14 protein-coding genes are annotated in these 18,444 nt (G+C 36.0%); 12 read left to right on the forward strand and 2 right to left on the reverse strand.

Going from position 1 to position 18,444, the window contains the following annotated elements:
* Nucleotides 1-246: 246 nt before the first annotated feature.
* The 6 genes from QM491_RS00300 (at nt 247) to QM491_RS00325 (ending at nt 9,267) form a co-directional block, all read left to right on the forward strand.
* Nucleotides 247-1,359, forward strand: a complete 1,113-nt coding sequence (locus QM491_RS00300; protein WP_283325265.1) for an acyltransferase family protein — start codon at nt 247-249, stop codon at nt 1,357-1,359.
* A 237-nt stretch (nt 1,360-1,596) separates the two neighbouring features.
* On the forward strand, nt 1,597-2,337 hold the full coding sequence (locus QM491_RS00305) for a glycosyltransferase family 2 protein (protein ID WP_166549360.1): 741 nt from the start codon (nt 1,597-1,599) through the stop codon (nt 2,335-2,337).
* A 141-nt stretch (nt 2,338-2,478) separates the two neighbouring features.
* Entirely contained in the window at nt 2,479-3,870 is a 1,392-nt protein-coding gene (locus QM491_RS00310; protein ID WP_283325266.1) for a protoporphyrinogen/coproporphyrinogen oxidase, read from the forward strand.
* 204 nt (nt 3,871-4,074) lie between these two features.
* Nucleotides 4,075-6,723: a hypothetical protein gene (locus tag QM491_RS00315; protein ID WP_283325267.1), complete on the forward strand. Its 2,649-nt coding sequence runs from the start codon at nt 4,075-4,077 to the stop codon at nt 6,721-6,723.
* Nucleotides 6,724-6,801: 78 nt separating this feature from the next.
* Nucleotides 6,802-8,208 (forward strand): MBOAT family O-acyltransferase, encoded by a 1,407-nt coding sequence (locus QM491_RS00320; protein WP_283325268.1) that lies wholly within the window; start codon nt 6,802-6,804, stop codon nt 8,206-8,208.
* Nucleotides 8,209-8,232: 24 nt separating this feature from the next.
* On the forward strand, nt 8,233-9,267 hold the full coding sequence (locus tag QM491_RS00325; protein ID WP_283325269.1) for a hypothetical protein: 1,035 nt from the start codon (nt 8,233-8,235) through the stop codon (nt 9,265-9,267).
* 289 nt (nt 9,268-9,556) lie between these two features.
* Here QM491_RS00325 and QM491_RS00330 read toward each other — a convergent pair whose 3' ends face one another.
* A complete protein-coding gene (locus QM491_RS00330; protein ID WP_283325270.1) occupies nt 9,557-10,141 on the reverse strand; it encodes a carboxymuconolactone decarboxylase family protein in 585 nt (194 codons plus the stop codon).
* Between the two features lie 268 nt (nt 10,142-10,409).
* The gene (locus QM491_RS00335) at nt 10,410-10,961 is read right to left on the reverse strand and encodes a peroxiredoxin (protein WP_095164092.1); all 552 of its coding nucleotides are present in this window, start codon (nt 10,959-10,961) and stop codon (nt 10,410-10,412) included.
* A 196-nt stretch (nt 10,962-11,157) separates the two neighbouring features.
* On the opposite strand from QM491_RS00335, the gene QM491_RS00340 reads away from it, so the two are divergent.
* From QM491_RS00340 to QM491_RS00365, 6 genes are all read left to right on the forward strand, one after another.
* Complete coding sequence (locus QM491_RS00340; RefSeq protein ID WP_166549366.1) at nt 11,158-12,099, forward strand: hydrogen peroxide-inducible genes activator; 942 nt, start codon at nt 11,158-11,160, stop codon at nt 12,097-12,099.
* Between the two features lie 312 nt (nt 12,100-12,411).
* The gene (locus QM491_RS00345) at nt 12,412-13,737 is read left to right on the forward strand and encodes a rhamnogalacturonidase (protein ID WP_283325271.1); all 1,326 of its coding nucleotides are present in this window, start codon (nt 12,412-12,414) and stop codon (nt 13,735-13,737) included.
* Between the two features lie 156 nt (nt 13,738-13,893).
* Nucleotides 13,894-14,388: a hypothetical protein gene (locus QM491_RS00350; RefSeq protein ID WP_283325272.1), complete on the forward strand. Its 495-nt coding sequence runs from the start codon at nt 13,894-13,896 to the stop codon at nt 14,386-14,388.
* 125 nt (nt 14,389-14,513) lie between these two features.
* Entirely contained in the window at nt 14,514-14,876 is a 363-nt protein-coding gene (locus QM491_RS00355; protein WP_283325273.1) for a BlaI/MecI/CopY family transcriptional regulator, read from the forward strand.
* Between the two features lie 174 nt (nt 14,877-15,050).
* Nucleotides 15,051-16,415 (forward strand): M56 family metallopeptidase, encoded by a 1,365-nt coding sequence (locus tag QM491_RS00360; RefSeq protein ID WP_283325274.1) that lies wholly within the window; start codon nt 15,051-15,053, stop codon nt 16,413-16,415.
* A 283-nt stretch (nt 16,416-16,698) separates the two neighbouring features.
* Complete coding sequence (locus QM491_RS00365; protein WP_374761240.1) at nt 16,699-18,342, forward strand: M1 family metallopeptidase; 1,644 nt, start codon at nt 16,699-16,701, stop codon at nt 18,340-18,342.
* Nucleotides 18,343-18,444: the final 102 nt, after the last annotated feature.

An 18,444-nucleotide genomic window follows, 5' to 3' on the forward strand; every position in this document is an offset into this window, starting at 1 on the left:
CATAGATAGAAGCACTAGGCTTTTTGCTCAAATTTAGTGAACGGTTTATCTCACTTAAAAAGCTCTACCAATGTTAGTTGGCTTTTTATCAACGACTTAGTGTGCAATCAATTTAGTTCAGTGTTAAGCTCATAATTGCTTGATAAAATTTTAGATTTGTCAGAGGACAAAAAACAAGCTATTTTTGTCTATTCAATACCTGTATTTAACTCTCCCGAACGAGTTAACTTCAATTTTCTGAAAAGAATGACGCAATCAAAAAATCAACATGACTATTTTGGGCAATTAGATGGCATTCGAGCAATTGCTGTAGGCCTTGTACTAATTGACCACTGGTTGGCTGAAAGAAATACCCTGCCACTAGGCTCATTAGGCGTAGCCATGTTCTTTGTTTTGAGTGGTTTTCTGATTATCCGAATTTTGATTTTAGGAAAAGAAAAAGATGATACCATCAACAGAAGTCACTGGTTTACTATAAAACAATTTATTGTACGCCGAACTATTCGAATTTTTCCTATCTACTATCTAGCTCTTTTTCTGCTGTTTGTTTTTGATGTACCTAATATCAGAGCTACGATAGGCTGGTCACTTTTATATTCAACCAATTTTTACATAGCAATTTATCATAAATGGATTGGGGTTATTGACCATTTGTGGTCTTTGGCCGTAGAGGAGCAGTTTTACCTATTTTTTCCGTATTTGATTTTATTTCTTCCTAAGAAATACTTCATAAAGCTCTTTGCGGGTATGATAGCTTTGTCTTTGGGATTAAGATTATTGTTGTTCTTCCTTCATGCCGATTGGACTGCCCAATATGTATTGATGCCAACATGCTTAGATTCATTTGGTTTGGGTGGTGTGATGGCCTACTTATATACCTACAAGCGTAATACATTATTTGAGCAATTGAACAAAAACAGTTACTTATTCCTGAGCCTTGCGTTTTATATAGGGTATATTGTTGCCTTGAAAATGGATGTTCATCATGGATTTACGTATGTGGTTTTGGACAGATTAATTGGCTCTATATTAAGCTTTTTCTTGATTTTACGTGCCGTATCTGGCTTCGGTGGAATTATGAAATTTTGTCTCGAAAACCCTGTAACAACGTACATTGGGCGCATTAGTTATGGATTATATTTATATCACAACTTTGTGTTCAACTTTTACCATACCAATTTTCCAACTCATCCGACGGTTCGAATCTTACATAAATTACAGCAATTTGCCCCTACCATCACGCATCGATTTGCCTTTGAGCTTTTGGTATATGCAACCCTAACGGTTTTGGTAGCTACGTTATCTTGGTTTTTGGTTGAAAAGCCTGTGAACAATTTAAAAAAGTATTTTAATTACTAAAACAACTACCACTGAAGAAGCTACAACTTTGGCGCTCATTCAGTAGTTTTCACTTACGAACCAACACAAATCGATCACTGAAAATGGAATTGTGTACAATGAAGTCAAACAAGTGTTTGATAAAAACAGCATTAAGTTTTCTTCATTTTTAAAATTTACATTACAAAATCAATCTGAATTAGGTATTTTTGCAATGCAAATGATTGCACAAAACTGTTTGGACAAACAAAATCTTTAATGAGTATTAAATTAGCCATCGTCATGCCAGCTTACAACGAAGAAGAGTGCATGGCAGACGTAGTAAAAATCTGGAGTGACCTTTTAGACACAGAGTTTGCAGGAGAAAACACCCGCTTGATTGTAGTGAATGATGGTTCAAGAGACAATACTGGTAAAATTCTTGACGAAATTCAGCCACAATATCCCAAATTAATTGTTGTTCATCAACCCAACGGTGGACACGGTAATGCGGTAGTTCACGCTTACAGAAAAGCTGTAGAAATTGGTGCTGAATATGTTTTCCAAACAGACTCAGACGACCAATTTATCCCTGAAGATGTAAAAAAACTTTGGGATAAAAGAACACAATCAGACTTTATTCTTGGTTATCGTCAGGTTCGTCATGATGCAGTTTTCCGTTTGTTTATCACTCGTATATTACGTTGGAGTATGTTCTTGGTATATGGAACATTTATCCTCGATTCAAATATTCCTTTCCGTTTGATTAAAGGAAGTTTCTTGAAAAAATTGTTGGAACAATTACCCAATCCAACTCCTTTTGCACCTAATATTTTTATTGCAATTATGGCAAAAAAATCAGGTCAAGAGCTTTTCAACATTCCAATTGTTCACAAAGAGCGCCTTACAGGTGAAGTTTCAATCCGCAAAATGAAACTTCTTAAAGTATGTTGGCAAAGCTTTAAAGAGCTATTGAACTTCCGTCTGGAACTTAATACTAAAATCAAAAAATTGAAATAAAGACCTTGGCTTAAGAATATTTCTTAAGCCTATTTCCTATTTTTATTCACTTCTTTTGTCAAATTTTTGCTGTTGTTTTTACCTCAAACAACAAGACTGAATTACAACAAACAGGCTAAAGACTTCGGCCGCAATTATTGTATGAAATATCAATATGTCATCATTGGTTCAGGACCTACAGGTCTTGGCGCAGCGTATCGCTTGAAAGAACTTGGAATCAAGGACTTTATCGTACTTGAAAAAGAAAATTATATCGGAGGTTTGGCCACCAGTTTTGTAGATGAAAAAGGCTTTACTTGGGATGTAGGTGGTCACGTACAATTTTCGCACTACAAGTATTTCGATGACCTAATGATGAAAGCATTGGGCGAAGATGGTTGGTTGACTCACCAACGTGAATCATGGGTTTGGATTGAAGACCGTTTTGTGCCGTATCCTTTCCAAAACAACATCAAATATCTTAGCAAAGAAACGATGTGGAAATGCTTGGAAGGCTTGATTAAATTGTACAAAAATCCTTCAAGCAAAAAACCTGCTAATTTCCATGAATGGATTATGAATACTTTTGGCGAAGGTCTTGCAGAGGTATTTATGTTGCCATACAACTTCAAGGTTTGGGCTTTCCCTCCTGCACAAATGAACGCAAGCTGGGTTGGCGAGCGCGTGGCTGTCACAGACTTACAACGTGTTACACAAAATATTTTATTTGATAAAGATGACCTTTCGTGGGGACCAAATAATACATTTCAATTTCCAAAACAAGGTGGTACAGGTGCTATCTGGGAAAACGTTGGCAAGCTAGTTGGTGAAGAGAATATCTTGACCAATGCAAAAGTTGCAAAAGTTGATCCAATCGCTAAAAAGTTAATTTTGGAAGATGGACGTGAAATCGAATACACGCATTTAATGAATACGATGCCTTTGGATATTTTCACAACCAAAGTGGAAGGTTTGGATGAGAATATTACAGCCAAAGCTCAAGGCTTAAAACACTCTTCTACCAACGTGATTGGTATAGGTTTGAAAGGTAAACCTAAAGCCGACTTGGCAACCAAATGTTGGATGTATTTCCCTGAAAAGAATAGTCCATACTATCGTATTACAGTATTCTCAAACTATAGCCCTTATAACGTACCTGACATCGAAAACCAATGGTCATTGATGGCTGAGGTGAGCGAATCAGAATGTAAGCCTGTAGATAGAGAAACTTTGATTAAAGATACGGTGCGTGCTATGTTGGAAGATAAACTTATCGAATCTGAAGATGATATTGTTTCGGAATTTATATTCTCAACCAATTATGGCTATCCAACGCCTTCAGTTGAGCGCGATGGTATTTTGAAAGAAGTACTTCCTGCTTTGGAAAAATACGACATCTATTCACGTGGACGTTTTGGCGCTTGGAAATACGAAGTTTCCAACCAAGACCACTCATTAATGCAAGGTGTTGAATGGGCAAACAGAATGGCTCATGGTGTTCCAGAATTGACATTGTTCTTCCCAGATACGGCAAATGCCATGTGGGGAAAGTAAAATAAAGCTATTGGGTAATGTATTTGAGTGTTAAAGAAAGTCTTTTTTGAAAGAAACACTCCATTTACCTACAGCAAAACGAATATCAACGAGAACAGTTTTAGAAATTTCATCTGAAGCTGTTCTCGTTTGCTTTTTGATAGCCCCCACAAAAGCCTTATCTTTGGTTTTATAAATACTTATGTTCAAATTCGCTCTATCAGAATGAAAAAAAATTGGTTCATCCTACTTGCAATCCTTTTAGGAATTGGCGGTTTTTTCTTTTATAGAAACACCACTGCCACCAACAAACTCATTTCTGACCTTATTCCAGACAATACACTGCTTTTATTAGAAGCCTATCAGCCCAATGAGATAAGCCATAAAAGTAAACTACAGGAATTGCCCTTTACCGCATCTTTATTCCCAATTGCTACAGAATTAGAACATTATGGACTAAAAGGAGATAGACTCGATGCTCTTTTTGCCAATCGTTTGCTGTATTTTGCCTATATTCCTCAAGCCAAAGAGCTCATTACTTGGGCATATTTTATTCCTCTTATTTCGGAAGATGAGCCTCTGCTTGACCAATTGATTCACTTGGACAAAACCCGTGAAGGCTTACGTCTGATTACACATACAACTGCAAAACAAAAGATTCACGAGATATTTTTTAATTCTACCAAAACTGAAATTGCCTTTTTCATCAAAGATAATTTCCTCGTAATTAGCCCTTCTACGCTAGTTTTAGAAGAAATTCTTTTGAGTAAAAAACATGATTGGGCACAAAATTTATCGCTCAAAGATTTATCTACCTTTACAGAATCTACTTTGATGACCACTCATGTAAATGCACGTGCTATCAAAGAATTTGGTGTAAAAGTAGTTGAACAAAAGCGTACCTCAGCGCCATATTTAGCCAGCATTATGCCTCAGTCGTGGACTTGGTATCTCAAAGATAGTTTCAGCGACTTTGGAGTAGAAGCATTCTCGGTTAGTCCCAATCCAGAAATATTTGGTACACAATCTGCCAAAAAATTTGATGTAGGCAATATGATTCCAAATGCTTGTTCTATGATGCTCAATATTAGTGTTGATAAACCGAGCGAATTGAGTCATAATTGTCAAAAGCAAATCGAATCTGATGAATACTTATCAAAGCTTCAAACTTTTGCAAAGAGCGATTTTGACATAGAATTTGACCAAATTCAGGATAATATCCAAAATAGTGTCAGTTTGCTAAACCTTGAGGGTAGCGATCCCAACAAAGCCAACAAAATTGTGCTTATTCAAAGTAAAGAGGTCAAAAACTTACTCAAAGAAGTTGCAAGCAAAGTAGCCAATGCAAAAGAACAAAAACCGTACGCTATCCCTTATGGGTCGTTCACTATTACAGCCTTGGGCGTTCGTGAATTTCCTGCGATGGTTTTGGGTCCTATTTTTTCAGGTTTTAATAATTGTCTTTTTACCGAATATAAAGATTTTGTTATTCTGGCAAGTGATTTAAGTACATTGCAAGAATACCTACTTAGCATTAGTAGAAATGAGGTTTGGTCGAGCAGTAGTCGACATCAATCTCTCCTTAAGAAACTCGGAGAAAATAATATTGTCTGGATTTCAGAACCCAATAAAGCACTTACTGGGCTTCAAACTTTGTTACCTTCACCTTGGTTCGAAATGTCCAAAGCAGCCCTTGAACCTTCAGAGATTAACTTTTTAGTGTATCAATCTAACGAAGAGAAATCAAAATTCTCATTTCTAAAAGGCAATTCATATAAAGGAAGTTCTTCTGGGAAATATGACTATAGACTCTTAAAACTCAAACAGTATAGTTACAATGTTTCTGGAAAACCGCTCATGTTGGTCAATCCTACCAGTAAGGCTTCAGAATTGTTACTTCAAACAACTGGGAATCAACTTGTTTTATTAAATGATGGCAAAAAAATCTGGTCTACCGCACTACAAGGAAAAATACTAGGTGAACCACAATTTTTGAAAACCAGCACCGATAAAAAACAACGTTTATTGGTACTCACTACACAAAAAGCCTATATCTTAAAACGAGAAACAGATGGATTTGAAGTCAATAGTAGCACTACTATTGCAGGCTTAAATTCAAATAGTTGGGCTGTAGCAGAATCCAACAACCAAATCAACATTATTACCTCAAACGGTCTTTGCGTAAGTTTAAACTCAGAAAGTTTAGAAGAAACGAATAGTTTTAAGCAAAAATCGCTAGAAAATTCGCTCGGTCCACTTCCTACGATTGGTTATAAAGGGCAAGTTTATACGGTATGTCTTACCGAAAATGGTTTGTTGGGTATCGTCAATGAAAAGGGCGAATTTACAAATGGTTTTCCTGTAAAAACAAACGTTCCAACCCTATCGGCTCCAGTGTTAGACCAGACTGATGGTCAAATTGCCATTTTGGTTTTAGGACAAAAAGGCGAGTTTTTCAAAATCAATATGTCAGGAAAAGTGGTACAAAAAAATCAGTTTTTTCGACCAGATACAGAATATAAGTTCCAACTTTGTGCCTCTGACAAGCCCAACGACTGGGTCGTAATGAGAGGGAATAATAAAGTAGTAACCGTTTTGGATAAGGGAGACAAAGAGCTTTTTTCTATAAAAGACCTTGCTTTTGGACGTAAATATCTCAAGTACTATAATTTAGGCAGTGGGCGTAGATTTTATGCTATCTTTAATGGCTGGTCGTCCTATTATCTTTATAACGAAAAAGGCGAGCAAGTATCAGACAAGCCGATTATCTCAAGCTCTGCCCCTATCATTCAGTATTCGGATTCTTATAATAAACTTTTCATAACAACACATAATAATCAGAATATCGAAACGTGGTCAATCAAATTGAAATAGTTTCGTATCTCAAAACTTTAGCTGTAGTATCATCACAACACACAAATCTGACGGTTGGATAGGTACAAATCGTAAACTATGTTATTTAATACTGTACATTTTTTAATCTTTTTTGTCATTGTCACGCTTGCGTACTTTAGCCTTGGTTGGTCAGGTAGATGGCGACTGCTTTTATTGGCAAGCTGCTATTTTTATATGATATTCAAGCCTATCTATTTTTTGATATTGCTGAGTACCATCATTATTGATTACATCGCTGGGATACTTCTTGAAAATGAACAAAATGCCGTAAAACGAAAGCTTTTGCTGGTCATCAGTTTGATTTCTAATATTGGTATTCTGGTTTATTTCAAGTATTTCAACTTCCTGAATAATAGTCTAACTGAAATTCTGAGTTGGGCATCAATGACCAATCCTATCAAAGCTTTGGATATTTTGCTTCCTGTTGGGTTATCCTTTCATACCTTTCAGGCGATGAGCTACACGATAGAAGTATATAGAGGAAACCACAAAGCCGAACGTCATTTTGGGATTTATGCCTTGTATGTGATGTTTTATCCGCAGTTGGTCGCAGGTCCTATCGAACGCCCACAAAATGTCCTTTATCAGTTTCATCAGCTTCATCGCTTCAATTGGGAAAAAGTAAAAAGTGGCTTGTTTTTGATTGGATTTGGGCTTTTCAAAAAAGTAGTAATTGCTGATAGACTAGCCATTTTGGTTGACCATTGTTATAATCAACCCGAAAGCAAAAACGGTCTTTCGCTCCTACTAGCTACTTTCTTTTACACCTTTCAAATCTATTGTGATTTTTCTGGATACTCCGAAATTGCATTAGGAACTGCCCGAGTTATGGGATTTGAACTGATGGAGAACTTTCATAGCCCATACTTTTCAAGTTCAATTTCTGAGTTTTGGCGACGTTGGCATATCTCTTTATCATCTTGGTTTAGAGATTATTTATATATTCCTTTAGGCGGAAATCGAGTATCTGAGTTTCGAAAATATTTGAACCAGTTTATTGTCTTTATGGTCAGTGGATTGTGGCATGGTGCCAACTGGACTTTTGTGATTTGGGGCTCTTTACATGGCTTTTATCTGATAGTGGCTATTTTCAGAAATAAATACTTCCCAAACCTCAAACTACCACAAAACCTCTGGGGAAAAACCCTCAATGTGGTTAGTACATTTTTCTTAGTCATGCTGGCTTGGGTGTTTTTTAGGGCTAAAAATGTACATGATGCTACAGTAATTTTGCGTAAAATTAGCTTTACTTCGCTGACAGATACCTTACAAAGTCCACTAAATCAGGTAGAACTGATTTTCTGTTTTATGCTAATAGCATTATTGATGATAAAAGACTGGAAGTTCTTTTATGTAGATACAAGCTCGAATAAGAAATTCTGGTTACTGACATGTGGTTTGGCGTTTCTAACATATTTCTTGGGCGTATTTGAAACCAATCAGTTTATCTATTTTCAATTCTAGTTTTGGGTAATAATTGAGAAATTTATGATTTTTAAAGTATTAAAATATAGCTGTTTATTCATCGCCATATTTTTGTGGATTCAGGCTTATTCGCCTGTGGTATATCGCACCACAGGACCTTTGGGCTTTTTTCCAGACGATTATCGCAATGGAGATTTGTACCGTCTCTCCTATTTACCTGATTTCAAAGACCCTGTAAAAACATGTGCTGGCACAGCAATCACCAAAGATTCAACTCAAAAGCCTGTGCATTTGTATATCCTTGGGGATAGTTTTACCGAACCAGGCCGTGTTGATTCTTCCATGCTCAAGGCAGATAAATATACTTATTTGCATTGGGCAAATAGTAGCCAAATTAAGTTGGACACCAACTATCACAATATTCTCATTCTTGAGTCTGTAGAACGTACCGCACGAGAACACTTTGGTGAAAAAGTTGATAATTACCAAGTGCTTGGATACGATACCATTACAGTGACACAAGCCCCACAACTTTCTTGGAAAAGACGTTTACTCCAAAAATCAGAAGAGTTCTTGACATGGTTATTTCCGACTCAGGTAGAAGAACGCTTACAACATACGTTGTTTAATTATGATTTCTTTTTGAATGTTCGAGAAGCTAAAGCATCTTTTAATGAAAAAGTATTTGGTCGTGTAGAATCTGGCGTGGTTTTATCTCCAGACCAACAAGCTTTGTTTTATAGAGATGAGGCGAAAGCTTCTGAAAAAACATCTTCTTTTTATCCTTTAGATAATCATGAAGTAAACAAAATGATTGAGGTCATCAATGGTTCAGCGGCACATTACCAATCTGCTGGGTTCGACCAAGTAGTTTTGGCGTTGATTCCTAATAAAGTAAGCGTAACTAATCCAGAACTAGGGAGTTACAATCATTTGATTGAAAAAATACAGTACAATCCTGACTTGAAAGTGCCTTTTATTGAAATTTTCAGAGATTTTAACAATTTAGGAAAAAAGTATTATCTCAAAGGCGATTCGCACTGGAATTGTGAAGGGAAAGAATTGTGGTTAAGTAAGGTAAATGCTATTATTCAATAGCGTTCAGTCAAATATTTGACACACGACGTCTTTAAAAGACATAAAAAAACCGTCCCAATACGTATCTTGTGACGGTAGATATATGAAGCCTTAGGTTTAGGTTGATAGAAGCGTACTTCTATCAACCTTTTTTGTATCATTCTATTTCACGATTCCTTTACAGATACAAACCTAAAACTTTTCCAAATGGTCGAGATAGTAAAATCTATCTTGGAGATTTTGATTATATAACTCTCAAAATCCTTTGGTTATTGTATTAGAATTTCATTAGGAAAATGCCTCCTATTGATTACAATAGCACAATAAAGCTTTTCAAAACAGCCCCCAAACGAACTGCTTCAAATATACGTTGTTCGCTAGCACCATGACTTTTTACAGATGCTTCGTGAGAAGTAACACACATTTCACAACCATTAATTGCTGAGATTACTAAGCTCAATAATTCAAAAAATTCTTTACCCAATACTGGATTCATCATGATTGACATACGAATACCCGCTGGGATATTGTTGTATGATTCTTTGTCCATGAAGTGACGGAAACGGTAGAATACGTTGTTGGCGTTCATCAACGAAACACAACTTGCTACTTCTAACAACTCTTTTTCTTCTACGCCTTTTGCTTTCGCCAACTCTTCCAAAGAAGCCACCAACACCGATGCTTTTTCGTTAATCGCTACACCTAAAGCCAAAAGAACCGCATCTTTCTCTGACAAAGTAGATGCCTTCAACGAGTTGCTTACATTGATTTTAAGGTCTTTGATATAACGGTGATCTGCCGAATTTAATCTATCCAAAAACACAGAAGCTAAATCTGTTGGCAAGTTTAATTCTGCCAACAAGTTCTTTTTCGTTTCACTTGTAGTTCCAAACATGTTATGATGTTATTTATAGAATCCTGAAAGTCTTATTTGAAGAAAAGCTAACACAATCATGTTAGCCAAAAGTGTAATATCTATGTGCTTATTTTTACAAATAGCCTATATATTCACTGTATAAAATTTTAGTGGTGGTAAAGCGAAACTTAGTGATATTTATCATTTGGCATACCATAAATTGCTTCGCTCAAGTACCTTTGGTAAGGTATTTAGGAGAAATAGCATTGTTTGATTACTCAAACAATGCTACGTAATTTTATATCAACTAAACTGACAAAGTTTCTTCGCCAGCTTTCCAGTTACATGGGCAAAGTTCGTCTGTTTGAAGAGCATCCAATACACGGATTACTTCGTCAACATTACGTCCTACTGACAAATCGTTAGCACATACCCAACGAATAACACCTTGTGGATCAACGATGTATGTTACACGGTAAGCGATTTTCTCATTAGCTTCCAAGATACCTAATTCTTCAGCCAAAGATTTAGAAGTATCAGCCAACATAGGGAATTTCAATCCACGAAGATCATCATGGTTGTTTCTCCATGCCAAGTGAACAAATTCAGAGTCAGTTGAAGCACCAATCAAAATTGCATCACGGTCAGCGAAGTCTTCAGATTTAGCGTTGAATGCAGCGATTTCAGTTGGACAAACGAAAGTAAAATCTTTTGGCCACCAGAACATTACCATCCATTTACCTGCGTTGATATGGTCTTCAGAAGTAATATCGTAGAATTCTTTACCTTTTTCTAAAGATACAACAGCAGATTTTTTGAAAGCTGGGAATTGAGCACCTAAACCTAACATTTTAGACATTTTTTTGTAAATTTATGATTGATTAAATATTAAAATTGTACAATTCAAATATATTATTTCACTACTAATACTGAATTTCGTATTTGAAAAGTATTATTTCCGTTTTGATGATACAAAGGTCATCACAAAACTTTCTCAATGCAAATTGATATTATTTATAGCCTTATAAAGATTATCAATACAAACATTTAAAACTATGACAATCACTCAGTTAGAATACATTATTGCGGTCGAAAATCTTCGAAACTTTGTGCAGGCTGCCGAAAGCTGTTTTGTAACCCAACCCACACTGAGTATGCAAATACAAAAATTGGAAGATGAGCTTGGAGTGAAAATTTTTGATCGTAGTAGACAACCCGTAGTGACCACTCAGATTGGAGCCGAAATTATTCAACAAGCTCGTATCACAGTAGCCGAATTTAGCAAAATCAAGGAGGTGGTGAATTCTGGTAAAAATGAAGTTTCTGGTGAAATTCGCTTGGGTGTAATTCCTACGATTGCCCCTTACTTATTGCCTTTATTTTTGTCTAGTTTCTTAGAAGAATATCCTAAATTGGAGTTAAAAATTAAGGAACTGACGACCGAAAGAATTATTCAGGCACTCAAAAACGATGATTTGGATATTGGTTTATTAGCAACACCACTTCAACAGCCCAATATTATCGAGCACCATATTTTTTACGAGGAATTAGTCTTATATGTATCAAAGCAAAATGCTTTGTACCAAAAAGAATACGCCCTTTCTGAAGATATTGATCCGAAGGAATTATGGCTTTTGGAAGAAGGGCACTGCCTCCGCTCACAAATCGAAAACCTTTGTGAGTTAAAACGTAAAACGATTGGTTTTGGGCAGTTTGAATACCAAGCGGGAAGCTTAGAAACACTCCGCAAAATGGTAGAAAGAAATCAAGGGATTACAATATTACCAGAACTTGCAACACTAGATTTTGAGGAAAAACATAAAGGTCTCATCCGACAGTTTGCTAGTCCTGCCCCTGTGCGTGAGGTGAGTTTGGTGGCACATAAAAACTTCGCCAAAACTGCTGTTTTGAACGCCCTCAAAAAAAGCATTTTAGCATCGTTGCCCGAATCTATCAAGAATACCAAACCCCGTTCGGTCATTCAGATAAAGCAATAAAGATATTCTCACTTTCTGTTATTGAGTGAGTTATGATTGAGTGAATGAGTGATTATCTAGTTTATTTTTTATTGCTATAGACGCAATGCCTTGCTTCTACAGCATTGTCTATCAAATATTTTGCGCCAAAAAGGCGGTCGAAAAACTAATTTCGATCGCCTTTTTTTATCCCAAATCATACTAAAAAATAATCACTAAATCACTCATTTGCTCAATCACAAATTATTATCCCATCAACCGAGGAAGCAGGATGGCTAAATCAATTTTTGGAGACATATTGCCAGTTGAAACTTATAATAGCTTTAAGACAAAATGAAAAAAATACTGCTTGCCTTGGCATGTTCACTGGTGGGATTGAGTACAATCTATGCTCAAAAAAACACTAAGCAATTGTTTCCTGATGGCACTCCTATTTCGAACTGGTTTACGGTTAATAAAAAAGTCTCTTTACCCCAACTCGGAAAAGCTTACGTTATTACCGATTATGGCGTCAAAAACGATAGTACTTTAGTACAAACTGAAGCTATTCAGAAAATTATTGACATAGCAACCGAAAAAGGTGGTGTCATTGTCATTCCTCAAGGTACGTTTTTGAGTGGAGCGCTTTTTTTCAAACCTAAAACCCATTTACACGTAGTAGAAGGTGCTAAACTGAAAGGTTCAGATAACATTGAAGATTACCCCAAATTACCTTCACGTATGGAAGGACAAAGCCTAGATTATTTCACGGCTTTGGTAAATGCTTATCAAGTAGATGGTTTTACAATTTCGGGAAAAGGAACTATTGATGGAAATGGCTTGAAATATTGGCAAGCATTTTGGCAAAGAAGAAAAGAAAACCCCAATTGTACCAATTTAGAGGTTTCACGTCCTCGATTGGTTTTTGTCTGGAAATCCAATAATGTACAGATTCAAGATGTAAAATTGCATAACTCTGGTTTCTGGACTACTCATTTGTATCAATGTAACAACGTAAAAATCTTAGATGCACACATTTTCTCGCCAGAAAAACCTGTAAAAGCACCAAGTACCGACGCCATTGATATAGATGCTTGTACAAATGTCTTGGTAAAAGGTTGTTATTTGTCTGTCAATGATGATGCTATTGCCTTGAAAGGTGGTAAAGGTCCTTGGGCAGATAAAGTGCCTAACAATGGTGCCAACAAAAATATTATTATCGAAGATTGTGAGTTTGGCTTTTGTCATTCTGCCCTTACTTGTGGTAGTGAGGCGATTCATAACCGCAATATCGTTATGCGTAACTGTTATGTGAATGAAGCAACCAGAGTTTTATGGCTCAAAATGCGACCAGATACGCCACAATTATATGAGTATATTTTAGTAGAAAATGTCAAAGGAAATTCTCACAGTTTACTGTTTGTAAAACCATGGAAACAGTTTTTTGATTTACAGGGACGTAAAGATGTGCCTCTCTCCTATTCAGACCATGTTACTTTGAAAAACATCGAAGTGAAATGTGATATATTCTACGATGTGGCCGTGTCGGAATACGACAAACTTTCCAATTTTACTTTTGAAAACTTTAAAGTAGAAAGTAAAAACCCTGCTATCGACAAATCAGTAGTAAAAGGTTTTACGTTGAAAAATGTGGTTGTGAATGGTGCGGCGATTAAGTAATAGAGTCTAGTATCATATAAAAATCCCTTTGTGATGGTTTAAATGCCAAACAAAGGGATTTTTTATATTTACCGATTATCATATTTGTAATGGATTCTCAAAAATGTTGATGTTAATTTGCGTGAAATAAATTTTCTACGATAAATCCCAATTTTTATGCTTTACCTATTTTGGGGACTTTTGAATCTCGCGCTTATTGTCCTCTATCTAAGATTACTTTTCTTCTCCCTCCGTAACATCTCACGGAAAAATGGCATGTTGACAGCGATTTTAGTCTTTATCCTTTTCCCAGGTACAATGAGCCAAGCAGGTACAAAAAAGGCTCCTCCTCAGTATTTTGAGATGGCAAAAGGTCATGATCCCAGCCGAATGTTTACTACAGTTTTCTCAGTGGAAGACCACAAACTTTTCAAAAAAGAAGTGATTCTTTACTATGAAAAGCATCAAAAAATCGAAGTCTTAGCTATGCAAGGCATGGAATCAGGGTGGAATACTGGCGTTCGTTGGCAACCAACTAGTATCACTGCTTATCAGGATACTAAAAGCCAAAAAATTAATTACGCTATCTCAGCAAAAGTAGACTGGACTATTCTTTCAATTCCTATTTTTACAACGCAGGAAACGATAAAGGGTACATTTCAAGTCAAATAAATCCCAAATCGATTAGAAGCAATAACTTCATTTTCACACATTTTAAAATTTCAAAAACAAATACCTACGAAATATTCGTAGGTATTTGTTTTTTTATACCTTTGTAATAATCAAACTTTAACATAATGGAAAAATTAACACCTTCCGAAGAGGAAGCTATGCTAGTGATTTGGAGTAAAAAAGGCGGTTTTGTCAAAGATATATTAGAAGGCCTCACTGGCGAAAAACCTCCCTATACTACACTGGCTTCCACGGTAAAAAACTTGGAGAAAAAAGGATTTGTCAAGGCTGTAAAATACGCCAACGCTTTCCGCTACGAACCTGCGATTCCACAAGAAAGCTACAAGCGTGAGCACGTAGGCAATGTGGTATCTGGTTATTTCAAAAATTCGTATAAAGAATTAGTAAGTTTTTTTGCTCAAGAAGAAAAAATAACCCCCGATGATTTACAAGAAATTTTAAATATGATTCAAAACGGTAAATCATAAGTTTTCAATTTCTCAACATGCTTTTTTTTCCTCTTTTCGCCCTTTAAAATTATTTTCAAAAAATATCTACGAAAATTTCGTAGATATTCGATTTATTCGTATGTTTGTATTGTAAGGCAAACATACACCTGATAATTATGAAAATTTAACAGCTATTCAAAACAGGAAAAGCTTATGAATCAAACGCTTATCATGGTAGTACAAATGCAACTATCATTAGCCTTATTCTATTTGGGTTATCGCTTTTTACTCCGTCCTTTAACTTTTTATACCTACAATCGGTGGTATTTTTTGTTAACAACCCTGTACTCATTGATAGCCCCGATTCTGTTACATAATCGTTCGATTGTGCCACAAATCACGGTGCCAGCCAATAATTTGGTATTGTATTTACCTGTCATGCAGGAAAAACAATTTGATTATTCTTGGTTACAGATTTTTTATGGACTTGTTGTACTGGGTCTTTTATTAAAGGTAGTATTATCCGTTTTACAGATACAAAAAATCAAGAAAACAGCATCGGTATATGATTGGGAAAACATTCGTTTTTGGCACAGCGATCAAATAGAAGGCGCATTTTCGTTTTGGAATGACATTTTTTGTAATCTCCAAAAACATGAGATTAAAGACCTTCCTGCAATTTTAACGCATGAGGCAATTCATGTGGAGAAAAAACATACACTAGATGTACTATTATTTGAAATCCTATCGGTGGTTTTCTGGTTTAATCCTGCTGTATGGCTTCTCAAACGTGGCGTCAAAGAAAACATTGAGTATCAAACAGACAGTCTGGTCGTAGGCTCTGGGCAAGATAAAAAGCAATACCAAATGCAATTGCTCTATGTCGCCATGGGACAAAATTCTATACCTCTTTCAAATTCATTTAATGTACAAGAACTAAAACACCGTATTTCAATGATGAACAAAAAATCCTCTAGCAGCAAAGATTTGAGAAGGTACTTTTTATTAGCGCCTATCCTACTCACCAGTCTAACCGCCTTTACTGTAACTCAAACGACGCAAGGTTCTGAGAAGATTATCGAAAAAACGACAAGTGCTATCGATGATTATTTGCAAGAACATGCACAATCTCCCAAAAGAGATAACCCAAACAAGGACAATATGCCTTTGATTCAATTATCTGAGGTTGTAGTTGTTGGGGCACCTTACAAAGATGATTCTGTAAAAACTAAAGCAAAAGGAAACCTAGTAACTATTAAACTTACTGGAGTAGCTAATTCGAAGGTGGATACCATAAAGTTCACTTCTGCAAGCGGAATGGTTTTCAAAAAAAATGACGAAAATGTTTACACTGTTGTGAATGATTCAGCTTCAACGATTAGAAAGAGAGCCCTTTCACCAATGACAGCTCCACTCTGCATTGTAAACGGAAAAGAAATTCCTTATGAATCTGGAAGTATAAGTGGAATCGACCCTAATACAATCGAATCAATCAATGTTTTAAAGGATAAAAATGCCACGGACCTTTATGGTGAAAAAGGGCGAAATGGGGTAATTATTATCACGCTCAAAAAATAACTTTCTCTAAACCTACACAAGAATCCTTCGACCAAATAGTCGAGGGATTTTTGTTTTTAGGGCTTTGCTATCTCAAAATTAACCGCCAATATTCTTATTTTAGCCGTATTTGAAATACTTCTCAAAAACATAGAGCTGTATAACGTAAAATCGACACCAATTCGGTAATTTGTTTCGTTAAGCCAAATCAAGCTTGTACTTTTGTTTTCATTAAACCTTTTTGTTTTAAAAATCTTACCCCTCGCCTGCGGTCAAGATTTTTGATTTCGCTCATTATTTTTACATGAAAAAACTCCTTTTTTGCTTGTTATTTATGGCCAGTTTTGGTGTAAATGCACAGCTACTCGTCAACAAACCCACTTTTACTCACGATGACACTCTTCGTGGCTCAATTACCAAAGAGCGTATTTGGTGGGACTTAAAACATTATGCTTTGCACGTGAGTGTACAGCCCAAAGACAGTACTTTTAGCGGTTCTAATACTATTACTTATCAAGTATTACAGCCATCACAAGTTTTGCAAGTAGATTTACAACAACCTCTAATCATTAGTAAAATAGTTCAAGATGGTGTAAATCTTAAGTTTAAGAGAGATGGAAACGCCTTTTTTGTAACGCTTCAAAAACCACAGAAGGTAGGCAAAACCGAAAGTCTAACGGTGTATTACCAAGGAAAACCAAGAGTAGCGAAGCGTGCACCTTGGGATGGTGGTATATCTTGGAGCAAGGACAAAGATGGTAAATGGTTCATTGCTACTTCGTGTCAGGGTCTTGGTGCTTCTGTTTGGTGGCCTTGCAAAGACCACATGTACGATGAGCCCGATAGTATGAGTATTGCGGTAACAGTTCCGAAAGGACTAATGGACGTTTCAAACGGTCGTTTGAGAAGTGTAAAGGAAAATAGTGATAATACCACAACCTTTGTTTGGGCTGTTGTAAATCCAATCAACAACTATGGTGTTAATCTTAACATTGCAAACTACTATAGAATTACGGATAAGTATTTTGGAGAAAAAGGACAGCTAGATCTCAATTATTTTGTTCTTCCAGAAAATTATCAGAAAGCCATGACGCATTTCAATCAAGCGAAAGATATGTTGAAGGCTTTTGAATACTGGTTTGGACCATATCCGTTTTATGAAGATAGCTACAAATTAGTGGAAGTACCTTATTTGGGAATGGAACACCAGAGTTCAGTAACGTATGGAAACGGCTATCAGAATGGTTATCGTGGTCGCGACTTGTCAGGGACTGGTTGGGGGGCCAAATGGGATTTTATCATTGTTCACGAATCAGGACATGAGTGGTTTGCCAACAATATTACCTATAAGGATATCGCAGATATGTGGATTCATGAAAGCTTTACCAATTATTCTGAAAATTTGTTTACAGAGTATCATTATGGAAAAGAAGCTGGACACGCATACGTACTAGGAACTCGCAAACTCATCAGTAATGACCGTCCGATTATCGGGGTTTATAATGTCAATCATGAAGGTTCGGGAGATATGTATTACAAAGGTGGTAATATGCTTCACACGATTCGTTATATTATTGATAATGATGAAAAATGGAGAAATATCCTTCGTGGAATGAATCAAGTATTCTATCATAAAACAGTTACAACGGAAGAAATCGAAAACTATATATCTCAACAAAGTGAGGTAAATTTGAGTAAAGTTTTTGACCAATATCTTAGAACAGTACAAATTCCAACTTTAGAATATAAAGTGTCAGGAAACAAGTTAGAGTATCGTTGGACCACTTGTATTGATGGTTTTGATATGCCAGCCAGATTTAAGAAAGCGGATAATACTTATCTAAAAGTAAAGCCAACTATGCAATGGCAATCTGTAGAAGATAGCAACTTGAGCAATATAAGTGTTGATGAGAATTTTTATATAAACTCTAAAAATCTTAATAAATAGTCAAAAAACTGCGTTTGAGTACATTCAAACGCAGTTTCTTTGTTTTACCCTATAAAAAATTCACCTCTAATAATCCTCATCAAAGTGGATATTCCTACATGA

This window comes from Flectobacillus longus, from assembly GCF_030056705.1.
Taxonomy (GTDB): domain Bacteria; phylum Bacteroidota; class Bacteroidia; order Cytophagales; family Spirosomataceae; genus Flectobacillus; species Flectobacillus longus.